This is a genomic window from Oerskovia gallyi (assembly GCF_014836745.1).
In the GTDB taxonomy this organism is placed as follows: domain Bacteria; phylum Actinomycetota; class Actinomycetes; order Actinomycetales; family Cellulomonadaceae; genus Oerskovia; species Oerskovia paurometabola.
This window is the reverse complement of sequence record NZ_JACSQE010000009.1, coordinates 62604-83420: the sequence shown is the minus strand read 5'-3', so window position 1 is coordinate 83420 and position 20817 is coordinate 62604. Positions and strand designations below refer to the sequence as shown.

Here is a 20817-nt window from a genome sequence, read left to right as displayed (position 1 = left end):
CGCGGCCCCGTCGAGAGGCCGCTCTTGCATCGTGGGCGCCTAGGCGGGAGAGGGTCAAGGATGAAGTGTGGTCCCGCCGTCGGGCGCCCCCGCCGAGGACGAGCGCCCCTCGACGGCGGCGAGGCCCCCGTCGAGGGCGTCGCGGTAGCGCACCACGGCCACGAGGAACACGAGCACCGCGACCATCTCGAGGCTCTCCTCGCCGAGCACCGCGAGCTGCCCGACGAACGTCGCCCGGTCGAAGCCTTGGTCCTCCAGCAGCCCCGCGATCGCCTCGAAGCCGACGGCACCGGCCACGTAGAGGACCCCGGCGAGCGCCATGGGGCGCAGGAACCTGCTCGGCAGTCCCCACAGGAGCGGGACGACGATCGCGGCCACGACGAGCGCCAGCGGGCCGTAGAACGCGATCCAGCCGTTGAACGGCAGGTCCGCGATGCTCCGGAAGTGCTCCTCGAGCGAGGTGCCCAGGTGCTCGTGGAAGCTCGTCATCTCGTCGATCGACAGGTACAGGAGCACGAACGCGATGAGCCCCCAGGCCCACCGTCGCGCCGGGACGGGCTCGACGTGCAGCAGGTCCCCCGTGACGAGTCCCGTCGAGGCCAGCAGGACCACGGTGAACCAGGTGGGGACGTTGACCTCCTCGTCCATGCTGAAGTAGTGGACGAGCGGCTCGATCACGCCGCCGTGCAGGTCGGCGCCCTTCTCGAGGAAGTTGGCCAGGAGGTGCAGGACGGCCAGGATCGCGATCGCCAGCGCGAGGCGGCGGACGAGGACCCGGACAGGCACGGTGACACGCAGCATGAGTGCTCCATCGACGACCCAGGCGAGCTCACGCTCGGCTCGGCGACCCTAGCAGCGGGACCGGGGACGTGACGACCGCCACACCGGTCGTGCGCATCCATACCGCCTGGTCGGTGAGATAGTTGTCGCATCATGTTTCTCGACCTGAGCGCTTCCACGCGCACCCCCAGCACCGGACGGCACGGCTCGACGAGCGCCGCCCGCTGTTGTCGCTGTCTCTGAACAGCCGCTGACAGGCGGCGTCCGTCGCGGGTGCTCCCCGACGTGACCGCCCCTGACGCACAGGTCTGATCCTCCGGCTCTCCCGTCGCACGCGTCGTCGTGCCCCGTGATCGCAGCGCCCCGCACCGTCGGCCGTGCTCGTGACGCCCGAGCCCCTCCCGGTCTCCGCCGCCCCGGCCCCCGCCACGCGTCGGACGACCGCGCTCCACGAACCCCTCACCACCTCGTCCCGTGACCCAGGTCGCGGGAGCGGGGTGGTCCCCGTGCAGCCCCGCTGCACCTCCTGGAACGGAAGAACCCCCATGAGAACCCTCAAGGCAGCCGCCGCGGTCCTGGCGACGACCCTCCTGCTCGCCGCGTGCGGCTCGGGCGGGTCCGGCAGCGCGAGCAGCAGCGCCGCGGCAGGCGCTGACGCCGAGATCGTCATCGGCTCGACCAACGAGCCCACCGGACTGGTCCGCAACGTCGGCGGCAGCTCGGGCGTCTCGCAGACCATGACGCGCAACGTCTTCGAGGGCCTGACCTCGGTCGACGTCGACGGCGAGGTGGTCCCGACGCTCGCGAAGGACTGGGACGTGTCCGAGGACGGCCTCGTCTACACGTTCCACCTGCAGCCGGGCGTCACGTTCCACGACGGGTCCGCGCTGAGCGCGCAGGACGTCGTGTGGAGCATCTCGCAGACCATCGCGCCCGAGTCCAAGAGCGCGCGCAAGAACGACCTGTCGGTCATCTCCGCGATCACGGCCCCCGACGACGCCACGGTCCAGCTCGAACTGTCGCGCCGCAGCCAGTCGCTGCCGTTCTACCTCGCGTCGGTCACGATCGTGCGGGACGGCGACACCGAGCTGACGAGCGACAACGGCACGGGCCCGTACCGCTTCGTCGAGTGGACGCAGGGCGACCACCTCACGATCGAGCGCAACGACGCCTACTGGGGCGAGCCCGCCAAGAACTCGGGCGTCACGTTCCGCTTCTTCCAGGACACGACCGCGCTCAACAACGCGCTCCTGACCGGCGACCTCGACCTGGTCATCGCGGAGGACTCCCCGGACCAGCTCCTGCAGTTCGAGGGGAACGACGAGTTCACCATCACCGAGGGCACCTCGACGACCAAGCAGATCTGGGCGTTCAACGACCGTGTCGCGCCGTTCGACGACGTCCGTGTGCGCCAGGCGCTCTACAAGGCGATCGACCGCGAGAAGATCCTCGACGCCGTGTGGGACGGGCGCGGCCAGGTCATCGGCTCGATGGTCCCGCCGACCGATCCGTGGTTCGTCGACCAGGCCGACGTGCACGCGTACGACCCGCAGGCCGCGAAGGACCTGCTCGCGCAGGCCGGCGTGAGCGACCTGAGCATCGCGGTCGACTACGTCGCGGGCGACCCGTCCGAGACCATCGCCCAGCTCCTCCAGGCGGACCTGAAGGCCGTGGGCGTCACGCTCACGCTCAACCCGGTCGACGACGCGACCTGGTACCAGAAGGTCTACACGGACCACGACTTCCAGACCACGCTCATGGGGCACGTGAACCCGCGCGACGTCGTCTGGTACGCGAACCCCGACTTCTACTGGGGCTACGACAACAAGGACGTCCAGCAGTGGGTCGCGGACGCCGACCAGGCGGCCACGGCCGACGAGCAGACGGCCCTGCTGACGAAGGTCAACGAGACCATCGGGCAGGAGGCGGCGAGCGCCTGGCTGTACCTCGACCCGCAGATCCGGGTCGCGCGCGCCGAGATCACGGGCTTCCCGGTGAACCAGGTGACGGAGAGCTTCTACGTCGCCGACATCGTGCGGGAAGGCTGACCGAGCACCCATGTCCCGCTACCTCCTGACGCGCGTCGGCACGCTGCTGCTGTCGTTGGTCCTCGCGAGCGTCGTGGTCTTCGCCGTCCTCCGGTTCCTGCCGGGGGACAGCGCGGGCACGTCGCTCGGCGTGGGCACCACGAGCGACCAGCTCGACCAGCTGCGTGCCGACCTCGGCACCGACCAGCCCCTGTGGACGCAGTACGGGCAGTGGGTCGCGGGACTGTTCTCGGGCAGCGCCGGGACGTCGTTCGTCTCGCGCCTGCCCGTGGGGGAGCTGATCGCGAGCAAGCTCCCGATCACGCTGCCGCTGAGCCTCGCGGCCTTCGCGGTCTCGGTGGTCGTGTCGGTGCCGCTCGGGGTGGTCGCGGCGGTCAAGCGCCGCGGCGTCGTGGGGGTCGCGGTCTCGGCCGTGTCCCAGCTCGGCGTCGCGGTGCCGGTCTTCTGGGTCGGCGTGATCCTGGTGTGGGTCTTCGCGCTCGAGGCGGGGGTCCTGCCGCCCGGCGGGTTCCCGCGCCAGGGCTGGGAGGACCCCGCGGCGGCCGTGCGGTCGCTGGTCCTGCCGGTGGCGACCGTGGCGATCGCCATGTCGTCCGTCATGGTGCGCTACGTGCGGTCGGCGACGCTCGACGTCCTGGACCAGGACTACGTCCGCACCGCCCGATCGCTCGGCTACGGCCGGTGGCACGCCCTGGCGCGCCACGGTCTGCGCAACGGCGCGGTCCCGGTCGTCGCGATCCTCGGCATCGAGCTCGCGACCTCGCTCCTGGGGGCCGTGGTCGTGGAGAACGTCTTCGCGCTGCCCGGCCTCGGCACGCTCCTGGTGTCGTCGGTCGCTGGGCGCGACCTGCCTGTCGTGCAGGCCCTCGTCCTGGGCCTGACGGCCCTGGTCCTCGTCACGAACTTCCTGGTCGACCTCGCCCAGCGCGGCATCGACCCCCGGCTGCGTGCCGGTTCTGCCCTCGGAGGCGCACGATGAGCATCGACCTGGGCGGGGAGATCCCCGTCGTCGAAGGATCCGGGCGCCTGGCCCCGGCGCGGGAGGAGGGCGTGCTCGTGCCGTCGCCCGGGGACGGTGGTGCCAAGCGTGCCCGACGGCGGAGCGTCAGCCCGTCGTTCGTCGCGGGTCTGGTCATGGTCGGGTTGGTCGCCGTGGTCGGTGTCGTCGCGGTCTTCTGGACGCCGTACGACGTGGGGGTGGGCGCGGCCGGCACGGGCGGGCGGCTCGAGGGACCGAGCGCCCAGTTCTGGGCGGGCACCGACCGCCTCGGACGCGACCTGCTGAGCCAGCTCATGGGCGGGGCCACGGTCGCGATGACCGTGGCGATCGCGTCGGTCGTCATCGCGGGCGTGCTGGGCATCGCGATCGGCGTGGTCGCTGCGGCGACCACCCGGTGGGCCGACGTCGCGCTCCTCAACGTCATCGACCTGATGATCGCCTTCCCGACGCTGCTGCTGGCCATGCTCATCGTGACGGTCCGCGGTGCGTCGCTGACCTCGGCCGTCGTCGCGATCGGCATCTCGGGGGCCGCGGTGATCGCGCGCGTCACGCGGGTCAACGCCGCGCGCGTGCTGCGCGAGGACTACGTGACGGCCGCGACGGCGTCGGGCACCGGATGGTGGGGGACGATCCTGCGCCACGTCCTGCCCAACGTGGCCCCCACCCTGCTGGTCCAGCTCATGCTGCTCGCGGGCGGCGCGATCCTCGCCGAGGCGTCGCTGTCCTACCTGGGGCTCGGCTCGCCGACCGCCCTGTCCTGGGGGCGGCTGCTCAGCGCCGCCCAGAAGTCCGTCGCGGTCCAGCCGCTCGGCGCGATCCTGCCCGGGCTGCTCATCGCGTGGACCGTGCTCGGCCTGAACCTCCTGGGTGACGGCATCCGCGAACGGACCGACCCGAGCCTGCGAGGCGACCGATGACCGCGAGGGACCCGATGACCGCGACTCCCGCGACGAGCACCACCGGGCTCGAGGTGCGCGACCTGACGGTACGGACGTCGTCGGGCCGGGTGCTGCTCGACCACGTGAGCTGGCACGTCGCCCCCGGCGAGCGGCTCGGCGTGATCGGCGAGTCCGGCTCGGGCAAGTCGCTCACCGCGGCCGCGATCCTCGGGCTGCTGCCCGACGGCATGACCGCGACCGGGCAGGTCCTGCTCGACGGGACCGACCTACTCACGCTCGGCGAGCGCGCGCTGCGCCGCGTGCGCGGGGCGCGCATCGCCATGGTCTTCCAGGAGCCCCTCACGGCGCTCGACCCCCTCATGACGATAGGCCGGCAGATCGCCGGGCCGCTGCGCCTGCACCGCAAGGTCTCGCGCGCACGGGCCGCCGAGCTCGCCGCCGACCTGTGCCGCCTCGTGCGCCTCGACGACACCGAACGCATCCTCGGGTCCTACCCCTGGCAGCTCTCCGGTGGCCAGCGCCAGCGCGCGTGCCTCGCCATGGCGCTCGCGTGCGAGCCCGACGTGCTCATCGCCGACGAGCCCACGACCGCGCTCGACGTGACCGTCCAGGCCGAGATCCTCGACCTGCTCGACGACCTCATCGAACGCACCGGGACGGCCCTGGTCTTCGTGTCGCACGACCTGCCGGTCGTCGCCCGCGTCGCGCGCGACCTCGTCGTCATGCGGCACGGGCAGGTCGTCGAGGCCACGACCGTGGCCCGCGCCCTCGACTCGCCCGAGGACCCCTACACGCGCTCGCTGCTCGCCGCCGCGCGCGCCGTGACCCACCTGCCGACCCTGCACCCGACCGCCCTGCACCCGATCACCCAGGAGGACCGATGAGCGACCAGCCCGCCGAGGGTGACGCCCAGCTTGCCGGGGGTGACCGGAACCCCGGGAGTGACGCCCCACCGTTCGTCGCGCTCGACGGGGTGTGGCGCGAGTTCGGCGGATCGCGCCGCACGCCTCCGACGGCGGCGCTCGCGGGCGTCGACCTCGCGGTCCGGGCGGGCCGCAGCGTGGGGATCGTGGGGGAGTCGGGCGCGGGGAAGTCGACGCTCCTGCGCCTGCTGCTCGGGCTCGACAGCCCGACCCGCGGCACGGTCTCCTACCGTGGCGCGCCCCTGGACCGCCGGGACCGCGCGCTCATGCGGCGGTACCGGCGCGAGGTCCAGGTCGTCCTCCAGGACCCGCGCACGTCGCTCGACCCGCGCATGACGGTCGCCCGGATCGTCGCCGAGCCGCTGCGCTCGCTCAAGATCGGCGGCGACGTGTCGGCGCGCGTCGACGAGGTGCTGGGGTGGGTGGGCCTCGACCCCGACGCCCGGACCAAGTACCCGGCCCAGTTCTCGGGCGGCCAGCGTCAGCGCATCGCGATCGCCCGAGCCCTCGCGCCCTCGCCGTCGGTCCTGGTGGGCGACGAGCCCGTGAGTGCGCTCGACGTGTCGGTCCGCGAGCAGGTCATGGACCTGCTCCGCCGGCTCCAGAGCGAGCTGGGGCTCACGCTCGTCCTGGTCAGCCACGACATGGCGATCGTCGGGCAGCTGTGCGAGGAGACCGTGGTGCTGCGCGGGGGAGAGGTCGTCGAGGCCGGCCCCACGCGCCAGGTGCTGACCCGTCCGGCCGCTGCGTACACGCGCGAGCTGCTCGCGGCGGTGCCGACGCTGCCGTGAGCGACCTGCAACCTTCTTGCGTGTCCGAAAGGGCTGACACGTCCCATCCGTCTGTGTAATCTTTCAGCAAGAACCCGCAAATCTCTGCAAAGTGGCAGGGGGGTGGGCTCGGCCGGTCGATCGGACCGGAGCGATGGCAGGGGAAGCGGTAGACGTGCCGGCGCCGACGCCGGGGCGAAGGACGGGCAGCCACGCGCCGATGCGGGGCTGTGCGCAGCACCGAAACGGAGAACGCAGCAATGATGCTCAGCCGAACAACCAGACCGGTCCGCACGAAGCCGCGGCGCAGACTTCTCGCCGGGCTCACGGCGCTCGCCGTGGTCACGTCGGGGCTCGTCGCCGGGGCCGTGCCCGCCGCGGCCAAGGCGCCCACGCCCTCCCCCGTGGTCGCGTCCGAGAACGGCCGCGGGAACGTCGTCCTCAACATGTTCCAGTGGACCTGGGACGCCGTCGCCGCCGAGTGCACGAGCACGATCGGGCCCGCCGGGTTCGGCTACGTCCAGGTCTCCCCGCCCCAGGAGCACATCCAGGGCACCGCCTGGTGGACCTCCTACCAGCCCGTGAGCTACAAGATCGAGTCCAAGCTCGGCAACCGTGCCGAGTTCCAGAACATGGTGAACACCTGCAGGACCGCCGGCGTGGGCATCGTGGTCGACGCGGTCGTCAACCACATGGCGGGAGCCGACACCGGGTCGGGCACGGGCACGGGCGGGACCGGCTACTCGGTCGACAGCTTCCCCGGCGTGCCCTACGGGTACAACGACTTCAACGACTGCCGCGCCGACATCACCAACTACGGCGACCGGTACAACGTCCAGAACTGCCGCCTCGTCTCGCTCCAGGACCTGCGGACGTCCTCCGACTACGTGCGCGGCAAGATCGCGGGCTACATGAACGACCTGCTCGGCCTGGGCGTCGCGGGCTTCCGCATCGACGCGGCCAAGCACATCCCCGCCGCCGACCTCGAGGCCATCAAGGCCAAGCTGACCAACCCGAGCGTCTACTGGGTCCACGAGGTCATCGGGGCCGGGGGAGAGCCCGTCCAGCCCTCCGAGTACCTGGGCAGCGGCGACTCGCACGAGTTCAACTACGCCCGCACCCTCAAGAGCCGCTTCGACGGCAGCATCGCGAGCCTCGACGAGATCGGCAACGGGCTGCTCACCTCCGACCGTGCCGGGGTCTTCGTCGACAACCACGACACCGAGCGCAACGGCGAGACCATGAGCTACAAGTGGGGCGCCAAGTACAAGCTCGCCAACGCGTTCATGCTCTCCTGGCCCTACGGCTCGCCCGCGGTCTACACCGGCTACACGTGGACCGACAAGGACGCCGGCGCTCCCGGCGCCACCAGCGCCTCGGTCCCCGACGCGAGCTGCTCGAACAGCGCCTGGACCTGCACGCAGCGCTGGACCGAGATCGCCGGCATGGTCGGCTTCCACAACACGGTCGAGGGCACGTCCGTGACGAACTGGTGGGACGACGGCAACAACAACATCGCGTTCGGCCGCGGGGCCAAGGGCTACGTGGCGATCAACAACACGGCCTCCGCCGTGACGCGTACCTACCAGTCGTCGCTGCCCGCGGGCACCTACTGCGACGTCGTGGCCACGAAGGACTGCTCGGTGACGCGGACCGTGAGCGCCTCGGGGACCTTCACCGCGACCGTGCCCGCGTACGGGGCCCTCGCGCTGCACGTCGGCAAGACCGGCGGCACGCCGTGCACGGTCGACTGCCCGACCACCACCGCCACCACGGTCTACTACTCGACCTCGAAGGGGTGGAGCGCGTACAAGGTCCACTACAAGGTCGGTGCGGGCGCCTGGACCACGGCCCCCGGCGTCGACATGACGGCGGCCTGCACGGGCTGGGTCTCGCGCCAGGTCCCCGCGAACGGGGCGGCCGTCACCGCCGCGTTCACCAACGGCTCGGGCACCTGGGACAGCAACGGGGGCAAGGACTACGCCCTGACCGGGCAGCACGTCCAGGTCTCGGGCGGCGTCGTCACCGTGGGTGACCCGTGCGCGGGGACCGGGGGCGGCCCCGGCGAGACCGACGGCGACGCGAGCTTCTCGGTCGACGCCACCACGGTCCTGGGGCAGAACGTCTACGTCGTGGGCAGCATCCCCGCCCTCGGCTCGTGGGCTCCCGCCGCGGCCAAGCCCCTGTCCTCCGCGACGTACCCCGTGTGGAAGGTCGTGCTCGACCTGCCCGCCGGCACCACCTTCGAGTACAAGTACGTCAAGAAGGACGGCGCGGGCACCGTGGTCTGGGAGAGCGGCGCCAACCGCACGGCGACCGTCGGACCGAACGGGGCCGTGACCCTCACCGACACCTGGAGGTAGCCGGCCCTCCGGCGCCGCTGGCCCCCGCACTGCCGGGCAGCAGACCGCCAGGCAACAGACCGGAGGGCTCCCGTCCAGGGGCCCTCCGGTCCGCCTCCCTACGATGGGCGCATGACCACGAGCGAGCCGAACCACCCCGGTCCCGTCGACCCCCTGCGCGAGTCCGTCGCCGTCATGGACAGGCTCTACTCGGCCGGCGGGTGCCCGTGGGACCGCGAGCAGACGCACGAGACCCTGGTCCGCTACCTGCTCGAGGAGGCGCACGAGCTCGCCGAGGCCATCGAGACGGGCGACCGTGCGGGCATGCGCGAGGAGCTGGGGGACCTGCTGCTCCAGGTCCTGTTCCACGCGCGCATCGCGAGCGAGGACCCGGTCGCCCCGTTCACGGTCGACGACGTCGCGGCCGACCTCGTCGCCAAGCTCGTCAGGCGTCACCCGCACGTGTTCGCGGACACCGCGGTCACCACGGGTGACGGCCACGCGGCCCTGTATGCGCAGTGGGACGAGATCAAGCAGCAGGAGAAGCAGCGCGATTCCGTCCTCGAGGGCATCCCGCTCGCGCAGGGTGCGCTCGCCCGCGCCCAGAAGGTCCTGTCCCGCGCGCAGCGCGCCGGGCTGGGGGAGGTCGTCGCGGGTACCGGCCCGACGGCGGTCGTCGCGTCGGTCCCTCCCGTCGCCCCGGGCGAGGCGGAGGACCGGAGGGGAGCGGCGCCGTCGGGCACGCCGGGCGACGCGGAACGGGCGTACGGGCACGAGCTGCTCGAGGTCGTGCGCCGCGCCCAGGCCGACGGGGTGGACGCCGAGACGGCGCTGCGGGTCGCGCTGCGCGAGGTCGAGCGGGCGATCGTCTCCGCCGAGGGTGACGGGCACGCCCGCCGGGGGTGACCCGAGCGTCACCCTCGGCCTCACCCTCGGCCTCACCCTCGGCACCGCGTCGGGTCACCGTCGGCGTCCCGACCTGTCACCCCCGGCGGGTGCACACGTCACCCTCGGCGAGCCCGGCGCCCACGTACGGCCGACATGCGGGCGATCGTGTCCACGAGGCGACGCCCGAAGCACTATGTGTTCCCGACCACTAGGCTGGGTTGCGACAACCCCGGACGCGCCCGACCGCCATCGTCGCCTGCCCTGCGCTCCGGACCTGGAAGCAGCTGAAGGAGCAACCGTGGCAAGCATCGAAGCCGTTGGAGCACGCGAGATTCTCGACTCGCGCGGAAACCCCACCGTCGAGGTCGAGGTCGTGCTCGACGACGGTACCTTTGCCCGCGCAGGCGTCCCCTCGGGCGCCTCGACCGGCGCTTTCGAGGCCGTCGAGCGTCGTGACGGCGACAAGTCCCGCTACCTGGGCAAGGGTGTCGAGGGCGCGGTCAACGCCGTCATCGACGAGATCGCCCCCGAGCTGCTCGGCTTCGAGGCCGAGGACCAGCGCCTCATCGACCAGGCGCTGATCGAGCTCGACGGCACGCCGAACAAGGGCAAGCTCGGCGCGAACGCCATCCTCGGTGTCTCGCTCGCGGTCGCGAAGGCCGCCGCGAAGAGCTCGGGCCTGGACCTGTACCGCTACGTCGGTGGCCCGAACGCGCACGTCCTGCCCGTCCCGATGATGAACATCCTCAACGGTGGGTCGCACGCCGACTCCAACGTCGACATCCAGGAGTTCATGGTCGCCCCGATCGGCGCCACGTCCTTCCGTGAGGCGCTGCGCACCGGTGCAGAGGTCTACCACTCCCTGAAGTCCGTGCTCAAGAGCAAGGGCCTCGCGACGGGCCTCGGCGACGAGGGCGGCTTCGCCCCCAACCTGCCGAGCAACCGCGACGCGCTCGACCTGATCCTCGTCGCGATCGAGCAGGCCGGCTTCAAGCCGGGCGTCGACGTGGGCCTCGCGCTCGACGTCGCCGCGACCGAGTTCTTCAAGGACGGCGCGTACCAGTTCGAGGGCAAGGCGACGAGCTCGGACGAGATCATCGCCTACTACAAGCAGCTCGTGGCGGACTACCCGCTGGTCTCGATCGAGGACCCGCTGTCGGAGGACGAGTGGAGCGCCTGGTCGCAGCTCGTGTCCGAGGTCGGCGACAAGGTGCAGATCGTCGGCGACGACCTGTTCGTCACCAACCCGGAGCGTCTCGCCAAGGGTATCGAGCTCAAGTCGGCGAACTCGCTGCTCGTGAAGCTGAACCAGATCGGCACGCTCTCGGAGACGCTCGACGCCGTCGAGCTCGCCCAGCGCAACGGCTTCACCGCGATGGTCTCGCACCGTTCGGGCGAGACCGAGGACACGACGATCGCGGACCTGTCCGTCGCCGTCAACGCCGGCCAGATCAAGACCGGTGCTCCCGCCCGTGGCGAGCGCATCAACAAGTACAACCAGCTCCTGCGCATCGAGGAGGCCCTGGACGACGCGGGCCGCTACGCCGGCGCCTCGGCGTTCCCGCGCTGGAAGGCGTGAGCTGACGCTCTCCCGCTGAGCACGGCCTGACCCCGGTCCGGCTGTCGCGCGGCACCCGGACGCCCGGTGGTTCCTCGGAACCACGGGGCGTCCGTGCTGTGCCGTCGAGGCCGTCGAGGACCGCTCTGGTTGTGAACGCTTGGTGTGGATCCGGCCACGTTGCCCCGGCACGCCGTGGACCCTGCGCACGAGCGGCTGCGGGGGACGGCACAATCGGCTCCATGCCCACGAACCGTCGTCCGTCCACGCCCGGCGCGTCGCCGCGCCCGGGCGGCGGGCGCGGAGGCGGAGGCGCACGCGGCGACGGTCGCTCGTCGACGGGCCGCGCACGGGGTACCTCCGGCCCGACGACGTCGCGCTCCGACGCGGGCACGTCCAGCAGGTCCGGGGCCGGCACGGGTGCCCCGAAGGCCGGTCCCGCGAAGGGGGCGGGCAAGGACGCGAGCACTGCCAAGGGCTCGGGGCCCGCGACCGGCGCGGGGCGCAAGCCCGCAGCGCCGCGCAAGCCGTCGGCCACCTCGGGAGGCTCGGGCACGGGCGGCCGGTCGGGTGGTTCCTCGAAGTCCTCGACCTCCACGACGACGCGCGCGGCACGCACGGCGCGGACCCCGCGGACCCCGCGACCGACCGCCTCGACACGGGCCCCGGCGCTCGCGGACCGTCGACGCAGCCGCAACGGCCTCCTGCTGCCCGAGGTCGTGACGGTCCGTTCGCTCGTGATCGCCGTCGTCGTGCTCCTCGCGGTCGTCCTGCTCCTGCCGACCTTGCGCGCCTACGTGAACCAGACGGGCGAGCTGCGCGCGCTGCGGGCCGAGGTCGCGGCCGCGGAGGCCGAGCGCGACGACCTCCAGGTCCAGCTCGGCCGCTGGGACGACGAGGCGTACGTGATCGCCCAGGCGCGCGACCGGTTGAGCTATGTGATGCCGGGCGAGCGTGCGTGGCGGGTCATCGACCCGGACACGGTGGTCGACGACCTCGATCCCGAGACGGGACGGAAGATCACGGACGGTCCTGTCGGGGTCGAGGGGAACGACGGCGCGCCCTGGTACACCTCGCTGTGGCGGTCCGTGCAGCTCGCGGGGGAGCAGCCGGCTCCCGGCGACTCGCCGGTCGAGCAGGGGAGCGACGGGCCTCCGGCCACGGACGCCCCGACACCGTAGGCGCCGTGCCGCACCCGCTCGGCGAGCGTGCCGGCAGCCATGGTCCGCACGACGGGCTCGGCCAGGTCCGCCACGCCCTCAGGTCCTTCGAGCGTCCCGGTGAGGGCCGATTGCCGATCCGGCCGCTCGACCGGGGACAATGGGAGGGCGTCGGCTCCCGGCGCCGGACCAGCACCGCACGCCGCAGATCGGAAACCTCTCGTGAACGACTCGACCTCCTCCGCCCCGGACTCCGTGGACCACGGTGGCGCAGCCGACGCCGCAGCCCGTGACGCGGCACCGGTGACCGACCGCGGTCCCGCGCGCAGCGCCGACGCCCCGGCCGTCCCCGAGGCGGACCGCTCGCGCCCCGAGGTCACACCCGAGGACCTGGAGGTCCTGCAGGAGCAGCTCGGCCGCCCGGCGCGCGGCGTCGTGGGGATCGCCGCGCGCTGCGTGTGCGGTCGCCCGCTCGTCGTGCACACCGCGCCGCGCCTGCCCGACGGCACCCCGTTCCCCACGACGTACTACCTGACGGGCCCCGGCGCGGTCGCGGGCGCCTCGACGCTCGAGGCGAACGGCGTGATGAAGGAGATGTCGGAGCGCCTGACGCAGGACGGGGAGCTCGCAGCCGCCTACGTCCGCGCGCACGAGCACTACCTCGCGGCGCGCGAGTCGCTCGGGCACGTCGAGGAGATCGCGGGCATCTCGGCGGGCGGCATGCCCGTGCGGGTCAAGTGCCTGCACGTGCTCGTGGGCCACGCGCTCGCGGCCGGGCCCGGCGTGAACCCGCTGGGTGACGAGGCACTCGTCATGATCTCGGGCACCTGGCGCGCGGACCGCTGCACCTGTTGAGCGGGCGGCCCGCGGGCGGGCTCGCGGCCGTCGCGGTGTGACGCTCGCGACGCCGACCGTCCACGGGCGGCGTCCGAGACCGCCGCGGGTCCGGCGGGTGGCACCCTTGATGTCATGACTTCTTCTCGCGTCGCCGCGATCGACTGCGGCACCAACTCGATCCGCCTCCTCGTCGCCGACGTCGACCCCGAGACGGGCGTGCTCACCGAGCTCGACCGTCGCATGGAGGTCGTGCGCCTCGGTCAGGGCGTCGACCGGACGGGACGCCTGGCCCCGGAGGCCTTGGCCCGCACGCTCGACCAGGCGGCCGAGTACGCCCGGGTGATCGAGGATCTCGGTGCGACGCGCACCCGGTTCGTGGCGACGTCGGCCACCCGTGACGCGGAGAACCGCGGCGAGTTCGTCGAGGGCGTCCTGGCCCGCCTGGGCGTCGAGCCCGAGGTCGTGTCCGGGACGGAGGAGGCCGAGCTGTCCTTCCGTGGCGCGACGGGCGTGGTCGCGGCGAACCACCCCGGCCCGTTCGTGGTCGTCGACCTCGGGGGAGGGTCGACCGAGCTCGTGCTCGGCACCGACGCACCGGAGGCGGCGTGGTCCATGGACGTGGGCTGCGTGCGCATGACCGAGCGTCACCTGCGCTCGGACCCGCCGACGGCCGAGGAGATCGCGGCGGCGCGGGCCGACGTGCGGGTCGCGCTCGACACGGCGTCGCTCACCGTCCCGCTCGGCAAGGCCGCGACGCTCGTGGGGCTCGCGGGCTCCGTCACGACCGTGACCGCGCACGCGCTCGGGCTCGAGCGGTACGACCGCGACCGGATCGACGGTGCGGTGCTGACGGTCGACCAGACGCTCGCCGCGTGCGAGGACCTGCTGGGCCGCACGCGCGCCGAGCGCGAGGCGCTGGGCTTCATGCACCCGGGCCGTATCGACGTGATCGGTGCGGGCGCGCTCGTGTGGGCCGAGGTCGTGCGCCGGGTGCGTGACGACGTCGCGGCCGCGGGCGGCGAGCTCACGTCGGTCGTGACGAGCGAGCACGACATCCTGGACGGGATCGCGCTGTCGATCGCGTGATCTCCTCCGCCGAGAAGTGAGTTGGCGCCCCTGGATCGCCGAATCCAGGGGCGCCAACTCACTTCTCGGCGGGGCCGGGGACTGTGCGAGACCGGAGCAGCGCGGCAACGCGCGCCACGAGACGCGCCGGGTGGCGGTAGACGTCGTCGGCCGTGACGACCACGGTCCGCCACCCGAGGTCCTCGAGCCACTGCCTCTTCGCGACGTCCCGGCGCCAGGTCCGGGCGTCGGTGCGGTGCACGTCGCCGTCGTACTCGATCGCGACCCTCTCGGCGACGTAGACCATGTCAGGCAGGGCGACGAAACGGCCGTCCTCGTCGAGGACCGGGACGTTGACCTGCGGGCACGGCAGGCCCGCGCGGACGAGCACGAGTCGGGTTCGCGTCTCCATGGGCGAGTCGGTCCCAGTGCGGAGGTCGTCGAGGGCGGTCCGCATCCGTGCGACTCCGCGTGCACCAGCCGGCGTGCCGCGCACGGTCTCCCGCAGCTGCCCGAGCGTCGAGGCCGGGGACTTGCGGCGCAGCAGCGAGTCCCCGAGAACCACGAGCTCGTCGAGAGGCAGGGTTCCGGCGAGCTGTCGCCACGCGTGCTCGGGGGTGACGACCAGCAGCCCGTCCAGGTGCCGCACCGGCGTCGGCGTCGTGCGTGTGGGCCACGTATCCGGTGCGACGCGGGACGACGGCTCTGCTGGGGACGCTCAGGTGCACACGGTCGTCGCGTGCGACCTGCCAGGGGAGGTCGACGCCGTGAAGGCGGAGTGCGCTGCCGTGACTGATCGCCGAGCCCACCGGCGCGGATCGCATCACGGCGGCGGCCCGGACGGAGAGCACGTCGGCATGCTCTGCCGCGACGCGCAGGCCTCGGGTGGGGATCGCGAGGCGTGGGTGGCGCAGCATCTTCGGGGAGAGTCCGGAGGCCCGGCCCTCGGCCACGGTGAACGGTTCGTCGGTGCGCATGCGGGCACTGTGCCGCGCTGCGGGCGGGTGAGGGGGCTGGAGCGGGCGATCTGTGGACACGGGTGTCCGGGGCGCACTCTGTGGACGCGCACCCTGTCCCGCCGAGAAGTGAGTAGACGCCCCTGGATCGAGCGATCCAGGGGCGTCTACTCACTTCTCGGCGCCCGCGGCCGCGGATGGGCGGGAGCGGCTCGGCGGATGCGGGTCGGTAGGTGTGCGACACGCGGTAGTTCACTCTGTCCGGTAGTGCGGGTTGCGTAGTAGTGTCTGCCGCACAGGAGTCGGGGCGAGCAGGGAGTCAGGGTGGACACCACACAGCTGTTGAAAGGCGTCCTCGACGCGGCGGTCCTCGCCGTCGTCGCGGACGAGGACGGGTACGGGTACGACGTCGTGAGGCGCCTGCGGGCCGCAGGTCTCGAGGAGGTGGGGGACGCGTCGGTCTACGGCACGCTGCGCCGCCTGTACGCGGGCGGGATGCTCACGAGCTACGTCGTCCCCTCGGACGAGGGCCCGCACCGCAAGTACTACGGCATCAACGCGCAGGGCCGGGCCATGCTCGACACCCAGCGCAAGGAGTGGCAGGAGTTCTCCGGCACGCTGACCGGCCTCCTCAAGACCTCGGAAGGAGCCGCATGATGTCCACGACCCTGAGCCCCGAGGCCGTGATCCTCGACCAGGTCCGCCGCTACGCCGCGGACGTCCGCGCGCACCTCGCCGACCTGTCGCCCGAGCAGGTCGACGACCTCACCGACGGCCTCGAGGCGGACCTCGCCGAGGCGCTCGCCGACATGCCGGGTGCGCTGCGTCCGCTCCCGGAGGGAGGCGACCTGCCCGACGGCGGAGCGACCACCCTCCTCGACGTCGCCGCCCACTTCGGTCCGGCCGCCGGGTACGCGGCCGAGCTCCGGTCCGCCGCGGGCCTGGATCCTGCCGCTCCGGGGCCTCGTCCACGGCGCGGGCTCGGCGATCGCCTGGCCGCGGACGGCAGGCGGTTCATGTCGGAGTGGAGGTCCCTGTGGGCTCCCCTGACCTCCTCCGCGCAGTGGTCTGCGTTCCTCGAGTTCGCCGCGGTGCTGCGGCCCGCGTGGTGGGTGCTGCGGGCGTGGGTCGTGGTGCTCGTCGCCTACTCCGGGTTCCACCGGCCGCAGAGCTTCGAGCTCGTGCCGCAGGCGACCTACTGGCGGATCCTGCTGGTGCTCGCGATCGTCGTGAGCGTGCAGTGGGGCCGTGGCCGGTGGCTGCGCTGGCGCGGCATGCGCCCCTTGCGCAGGGCGGTCGACGTCCTCGCGGTCCTCGTGGCCGTGCCGTTCTTCGTGAGTGCGGCCTTCGGGACCAACGCCGAGCTCAACGGGCTGCCGGCGGGCTCCTCGGCGTCGTACCAGCTGGGCTACGACGATGGCGTCCGGGACAGCTCGTCCGGCATCTTCGGTGCGAGCGGCGTACGCGCCGGGTACGGCGACAGCGGGGTCTTCGTCGACGGCTCGCCCGTGAGCAACCTGTTCGTCTACGACGCGAGCGGGCGCGCCCTCCAGGACGTCCAGATCTTCGACGACCAGGGCCGGGCCGTGCGGACGATCACTGCCGAGGACGCCACCCAGCCGTGGACGCTCCCCGACTTCGAGCAGGGGTGGTACTTCCAGCCGTCGTTCTCGACCGACGGTCGTGAGCGCTGGAACGTCTACCCGTTGCGCGGTCTGCCCGAGGACGCGGTCGAGTGGGACGGCTCCGAGCGTCCGGTCCCGCTCGAGGGTGAGCAGCCTCGGTCCATGCCGTCACCGTTCCTCCAGGCGCAGCCGCTCCTGGTGCCCTCGACGGGTGGCAGCGCGTCGGCCCCCGCTCCCGGCACCGCACCTGATGCCGGAACGGCCCCGGCCGACCCGGGGGCGCCCACCACCCCGGAGGGTCCGACGAGCGGCGAGGGGCCCGCGGACCAGTCGGTCGACGGGACCACCGCACCCTCCGCCCGCGTACCGGGGACGCCCTCTCCGGCCACCGGAACGCCGGTGCTCGAAGCCTCGACGGGAGCTGCGCCGTCGGGCGGATGACTCCCCGTACCTCACCCGAGGGCGGTCAGGCAACCTTCGCCGCTTGCCTGGCCGACCTCGGCCAGCACCTTCCGAAACCGCAGCAACACCCCAAAAGGGCGGCCTCCCGGGCGCTTGTGAAGGTTGTCACGCTCACCAATCGGACAGATGTTCACCAAGAAGTTGAAGACAGTAATACTCTGGTTTCATGCCTCAGAATGACCTGACCTCGGTCACCCCTGCCCAGAACGCGGACGTCGCTGCCTCGCCGCGTCCCCGCAAGGTCCCTCGCATCATCGTCCTGGGTGGCGGCTCTGTCGGTCTGTACTCGGCGCGCCGTCTCCGCAAGAAGCTCGGCAAGCGCGAGGCGGCCATCGTGGTCGTCGACCCGCGCCCGTACATGACGTACGCGCCCTTCCTGCCGGAGGCCGCCGCGGGCTCGATCGACGCGCGCGACGTCGTCGCCCCTCACCGCCGCGCCCTCAAGGGCGTCGACGTGCTGCAGGGCAAGGTCGTGGAGATCAACCACGCCGGCCGCAGCATCACGATCCACCCGGAGGAGGGCGACGACTACTCGGTCTCCTACGACCACCTGATCGTCGGCCTCGGCTCCGTCTCGCGCACGCTGCCCATCCCGGGCCTCGCGGAGAACGCGATCGGCTTCAAGAACGTCGAAGAGGCCATCGCGGTCCGCAACCACGTCATCAACCGGATGGACGTCGCGTCGTCCACCTGGGACCAGGAGTTGCGCAAGCGCATGCTCACGTTCGCGTTCATCGGTGGCGGGTTCGCGGGCATGGAGGCGATCGCCGAGATCGAGGACATGGCGCGCTACGCGACCCGCAACTACCCGACGATCGAGCCCGAGGACCTGCGCTTCGTGATGATCGAGGGCTCGGGTCGCATCCTGCCCGAGGTCTCCGAGCCCATGGGTCTGTACGCGCTCGAGGAGCTCAAGAAGCGCGGCATCGAGTTCCACCTCAACACGTTCCTGTCGTCGTGCGTCGACGGCCACGTCGTGACCTCGACGGGCGTCGAGTTCGACACCGACACCATCGTGTGGACCGCGGGCGTCAAGGCGAACCCGGTCCTCAAGGAGAGCTCGGACCTGCCCGTCGACAAGCTCGGCCGCGTGATCGTGCTCCCGACGCTCCAGGTCGCGGACGAGGACGGCAACGTCATCCCCGACGCCTGGGCCGCAGGCGACTGCGCCGCCGTCCCGGACCTGCTGAACCCCGGCAAGTTCTGCCCGCCGAACGCGCAGCACGCGATCCGCGAGGCCACGCGCCTCGCCGACAACCTGGTCGCGATCCTGCACAGCGACGAGCCCGTCGAGTACAAGCACAAGAGCGTCGGTACGGTCGCCTCGCTCGGCCTGTACAAGGGCGTCGCGGAGCTGTTCGGCATCTTCAAGCTCAAGGGCTTCCTGGCCTGGGCCATGCACCGCAGCTACCACGTGATGGCGATGCCCACGGGCAACCGCAAGATCCGCATCGCGATCGGCTGGATGGGCCAGTTCCTCATGGGCCGCGAGCTCGTCTCGCTCGGTTCGCTGCACGACCCGCGCGCGGAGTTCCGCCAGGCGTCCGTGCCGCCCAAGGGTGCGGGCGAGCCCGTGAAGCAGCAGGCCGTGTCGTCGGCCGCCGAGGCCGAGAACGGCGGGGCAGAGGCCGGCGCCAAGGCGGCTCCGGCCGAGGCCGCCGCTGCCGGTGAGGGTCACGGGCCCGCGAAGAAGGCGACCAAGAAGGCCGCGACCAAGGCCTGAGCCTGCTCGCAGCTCTGCACACGCCGTGAGGGCGGTCCCTGGTGGGACCGCCCTCACGGCGTTCTGCTGCGCCCCCGGGGCGGCCGGTAGCCGCGAGACGGGTGGTTCGGGCCGAGACGGGTGCTCCGGCCGCTGTCCTGGGCACCCGTCTCGGACCGGGCCACCCGTTTCACGTGAATCCATCGCGGCGCACAATGGTCGGGTGAGCACTCGCGTGGTCGACGACCTGAGGTCCCGTGCAGGCCGAGTCCTGTTCGAACGTGTGGCGGGCCCGGACGGCCCGGCCGAGCGCTCCCGCATCCACGACACCCCGGGCCCGCGCTGGTTCCCGCCCGACTCGGCGATCGCGCGCGTGCACGGCGACGCGTCGATGTTCGTGGGCGGCCTGCGTGCGCTGCTTCTCCAGTCGTTGCACCCGCTCGCGATGGCCGCGGTCGCGGCGCACTCCGGGTACCGGGGCGACCCGTGGGGGCGTCTGGCCCGCACGAGCACGTTCCTCGCGGTCACGACGTTCGGGACGGTCGAGCACGCTCAGCAGGCGATCGACGTCGTCCGTTCGGTGCATGTCCGCGTGCGCGGCACGGCCTCCGACGGGCGCCCGTACGCGGCCGACGACCCGTGGCTGCTGCGCTGGGTCCACGTCGCCGAGGCCGACAGCTTCCTCGCCGCGCACCAGCGCTACGGAGAGCGCCCGCTCGACGCCGCGGGCTGCGACGAGTACCTGGCCCAGGCCGCGACGATCGCGGACCGGCTCGGGGCCGTGGACCCGCCGCGCTCGCGTGCCGAGCTGGCGAGGGCCTTCGAGGAGTTCCGCCCGCAGCTCGCGAGGACCTCCGAGTCCGACGACGTCGCTCGCTTCCTCCTGTCCGAGCCCCCTCTGCCATTCCTCGCCCGGGGCCCGTACGCGGCGCTGGGGGCGGCTTCGGTCGCGTCGCTGCCCCCGTGGTCGCGGCGCATGATCCCGGTGCGATGGCCGGTGCGGGGTGAGTCGGTGCTGGTGCGGTCCGGCGGCCGCACGGTCACGAAGGCGATCCGCTGGGCGCTGGCCGGGTCGCGGTAGCGGCCCGGGTCACCGTCCCGAGCGTCGAAGGCGGGGACCGGCAACCTGGTCCCGCCTGTCCGCCCGACCTCCGCCGGGATATCCTCACCCCCGGCCCCCATAGCCCAATCGGCAGAGGCATCCGACTTAAAATCGGCGCAGTCTGGGTTCGAGTCCCAGTGGGGGCACCGCGACGCGGGGGTACTACGACAAACCCGTCGGCCCATCCGGCTCGGGGTCCTCGGCGGCCTCCTGCCCGAGCGACACCTGGTTCCCGTCGGGGTCCAGCACGCGGGCGACGCGTTCGCCCCACGGCTGGTCCGCGGGCGGGGACACCACGACGACCCCCGCCGCGGCCAGGTGGGAGACGGCCTGGTCGCAGTCGTCGACCGTGACCCACAGGTGCGCGTGGCCGACGTCGGTGCTCTCGCGGTCGACCCCGATCCCCAGCGACGCGTCGCCCACGGCGACCGAGACGTACACGGGTGGTCCGTCGTCGGGGAACTGGTAGGTGACCGTGCCGCGAAGCAGGTCGCGGTAGAAGACGAGCGACCGGTCGAGGTCGGTCGTGGTGAGGATGGGGAAGAGCGTGCGGAACATCGGTGGGCCGCCTCTCGCGAAGGTCTCCTCGGAGCCGTTCCCACGTTACGCCAGCAGCAGACGAGCCTCTTTCGCTGGCGTCCGTGGGCGCGGGCGGCGCTAGTTTGAGGGGACGGCGCACCCGCGCCCCACGACCCGCGAC

General features: G+C 72.3%; 18 protein-coding genes and 1 tRNA gene. 16 read left to right on the top strand and 3 right to left on the bottom strand.

Annotated elements, in window-relative coordinates; genetic code table 11:
- Positions 1-54: 54 nt before the first annotated feature.
- Complete coding sequence (locus H9640_RS12280; protein ID WP_191790991.1) at positions 55-801, bottom strand: hypothetical protein; 747 nt, start codon at positions 799-801, stop codon at positions 55-57.
- A 524-nt stretch (positions 802-1325) separates the two neighbouring features.
- Here H9640_RS12280 and H9640_RS12275 point away from each other — a divergent pair.
- The 11 genes from H9640_RS12275 (at position 1326) to H9640_RS12225 (ending at position 14291) form a co-directional block, all read left to right on the top strand.
- Positions 1326-2828 (top strand): ABC transporter substrate-binding protein, encoded by a 1503-nt coding sequence (locus H9640_RS12275; RefSeq protein ID WP_191790989.1) that lies wholly within the window; start codon positions 1326-1328, stop codon positions 2826-2828.
- Positions 2829-2838: 10 nt separating this feature from the next.
- Positions 2839-3807, top strand: a complete 969-nt coding sequence (locus H9640_RS12270; RefSeq protein WP_191790987.1) for an ABC transporter permease — start codon at positions 2839-2841, stop codon at positions 3805-3807.
- Entirely contained in the window at positions 3804-4745 is a 942-nt protein-coding gene (locus H9640_RS12265; protein ID WP_191790986.1) for an ABC transporter permease, read from the top strand. The genes H9640_RS12270 and H9640_RS12265 overlap by 4 nt, the downstream gene beginning before the upstream one ends.
- 14 nt (positions 4746-4759) lie before the next feature.
- Positions 4760-5611 (top strand): ATP-binding cassette domain-containing protein, encoded by an 852-nt coding sequence (locus tag H9640_RS12260; RefSeq protein ID WP_191790985.1) that lies wholly within the window; start codon positions 4760-4762, stop codon positions 5609-5611.
- Positions 5608-6441: an ABC transporter ATP-binding protein gene (locus tag H9640_RS12255; protein WP_191790984.1), complete on the top strand. Its 834-nt coding sequence runs from the start codon at positions 5608-5610 to the stop codon at positions 6439-6441. The genes H9640_RS12260 and H9640_RS12255 overlap by 4 nt, the downstream gene beginning before the upstream one ends.
- Positions 6442-6683: 242 nt before the next feature.
- Positions 6684-8783 (top strand): carbohydrate-binding module family 20 domain-containing protein, encoded by a 2100-nt coding sequence (locus H9640_RS12250; RefSeq protein WP_191791087.1) that lies wholly within the window; start codon positions 6684-6686, stop codon positions 8781-8783.
- 111 nt (positions 8784-8894) lie between these two features.
- On the top strand, positions 8895-9668 hold the full coding sequence (locus tag H9640_RS12245; protein WP_191790983.1) for a MazG family protein: 774 nt from the start codon (positions 8895-8897) through the stop codon (positions 9666-9668).
- A 280-nt stretch (positions 9669-9948) separates the two neighbouring features.
- Positions 9949-11229: a phosphopyruvate hydratase gene (eno, locus tag H9640_RS12240; protein WP_191790982.1), complete on the top strand. Its 1281-nt coding sequence runs from the start codon at positions 9949-9951 to the stop codon at positions 11227-11229.
- Positions 11230-11450: 221 nt separating this feature from the next.
- Positions 11451-12389: an FtsB family cell division protein gene (locus H9640_RS19195; RefSeq protein ID WP_225227125.1), complete on the top strand. Its 939-nt coding sequence runs from the start codon at positions 11451-11453 to the stop codon at positions 12387-12389.
- Positions 12390-12758: 369 nt separating this feature from the next.
- A complete protein-coding gene (locus tag H9640_RS12230; RefSeq protein WP_225227157.1) occupies positions 12759-13223 on the top strand; it encodes a DUF501 domain-containing protein in 465 nt (154 codons plus the stop codon).
- 114 nt (positions 13224-13337) lie between these two features.
- Positions 13338-14291 carry a Ppx/GppA phosphatase family protein gene (locus H9640_RS12225; RefSeq protein ID WP_191790981.1) on the top strand — a complete coding sequence of 318 codons (954 nt, stop codon included), beginning with the start codon at positions 13338-13340 and terminating at the stop codon, positions 14289-14291.
- A gap of 58 nt (positions 14292-14349) precedes the next feature.
- Here H9640_RS12225 and H9640_RS12220 read toward each other — a convergent pair whose 3' ends face one another.
- Positions 14350-14919, bottom strand: coding sequence for an endonuclease domain-containing protein (locus tag H9640_RS12220; RefSeq protein WP_191790980.1), 570 nt, complete (start codon positions 14917-14919; stop codon positions 14350-14352).
- 631 nt (positions 14920-15550) lie between these two features.
- Between H9640_RS12220 and H9640_RS12215 the strand changes: the two genes are divergently transcribed.
- The 5 genes from H9640_RS12215 to H9640_RS12195 all read left to right on the top strand — a co-directional run bounded on the left by H9640_RS12215 (position 15551) and on the right by H9640_RS12195 (position 20263).
- The gene (locus H9640_RS12215) at positions 15551-15883 is read left to right on the top strand and encodes a PadR family transcriptional regulator (RefSeq protein ID WP_191790979.1); all 333 of its coding nucleotides are present in this window, start codon (positions 15551-15553) and stop codon (positions 15881-15883) included.
- Entirely contained in the window at positions 15880-17292 is a 1413-nt protein-coding gene (locus H9640_RS12210; RefSeq protein ID WP_191790978.1) for a hypothetical protein, read from the top strand. Before H9640_RS12215 ends, H9640_RS12210 begins: the two co-directional genes overlap by 4 nt.
- A 187-nt stretch (positions 17293-17479) precedes the next feature.
- Positions 17480-19036: an NAD(P)/FAD-dependent oxidoreductase gene (locus H9640_RS12205; RefSeq protein ID WP_191790977.1), complete on the top strand. Its 1557-nt coding sequence runs from the start codon at positions 17480-17482 to the stop codon at positions 19034-19036.
- A gap of 202 nt (positions 19037-19238) precedes the next feature.
- Positions 19239-20096, top strand: coding sequence for an oxygenase MpaB family protein (locus H9640_RS12200; protein WP_191790975.1), 858 nt, complete (start codon positions 19239-19241; stop codon positions 20094-20096).
- A 93-nt stretch (positions 20097-20189) separates the two neighbouring features.
- A tRNA-Leu gene (locus H9640_RS12195) sits at positions 20190-20263 on the top strand.
- 16 nt (positions 20264-20279) lie between these two features.
- Here H9640_RS12195 and H9640_RS12190 read toward each other — a convergent pair.
- The gene (locus H9640_RS12190) at positions 20280-20675 is read right to left on the bottom strand and encodes a VOC family protein (protein ID WP_191790974.1); all 396 of its coding nucleotides are present in this window, start codon (positions 20673-20675) and stop codon (positions 20280-20282) included.
- Positions 20676-20817 lie beyond the last annotated feature (142 nt).

Coding starts and splice junctions, on each gene's coding strand:
- H9640_RS12210 (WP_191790978.1), top strand. CDS start 15,880: ATGATGTCCACGACCCTGAGCCCCGAGGCCGTGATCCTCGACCAGGTC.
- H9640_RS19195 (WP_225227125.1), top strand. CDS start 11,451: ATGCCCACGAACCGTCGTCCGTCCACGCCCGGCGCGTCGCCGCGCCCG.
- H9640_RS12280 (WP_191790991.1), bottom strand. CDS start 801: ATGCTGCGTGTCACCGTGCCTGTCCGGGTCCTCGTCCGCCGCCTCGCG.
- H9640_RS12250 (WP_191791087.1), top strand. CDS start 6,684: ATGCTCAGCCGAACAACCAGACCGGTCCGCACGAAGCCGCGGCGCAGA.
- H9640_RS12205 (WP_191790977.1), top strand. CDS start 17,480: ATGCCTCAGAATGACCTGACCTCGGTCACCCCTGCCCAGAACGCGGAC.
- H9640_RS12275 (WP_191790989.1), top strand. CDS start 1,326: ATGAGAACCCTCAAGGCAGCCGCCGCGGTCCTGGCGACGACCCTCCTG.
- H9640_RS12270 (WP_191790987.1), top strand. CDS start 2,839: ATGTCCCGCTACCTCCTGACGCGCGTCGGCACGCTGCTGCTGTCGTTG.
- H9640_RS12245 (WP_191790983.1), top strand. CDS start 8,895: ATGACCACGAGCGAGCCGAACCACCCCGGTCCCGTCGACCCCCTGCGC.
- H9640_RS12225 (WP_191790981.1), top strand. CDS start 13,338: ATGACTTCTTCTCGCGTCGCCGCGATCGACTGCGGCACCAACTCGATC.
- H9640_RS12265 (WP_191790986.1), top strand. CDS start 3,804: ATGAGCATCGACCTGGGCGGGGAGATCCCCGTCGTCGAAGGATCCGGG.
- H9640_RS12190 (WP_191790974.1), bottom strand. CDS start 20,675: ATGTTCCGCACGCTCTTCCCCATCCTCACCACGACCGACCTCGACCGG.
- H9640_RS12260 (WP_191790985.1), top strand. CDS start 4,760: ATGACCGCGACTCCCGCGACGAGCACCACCGGGCTCGAGGTGCGCGAC.
- H9640_RS12255 (WP_191790984.1), top strand. CDS start 5,608: ATGAGCGACCAGCCCGCCGAGGGTGACGCCCAGCTTGCCGGGGGTGAC.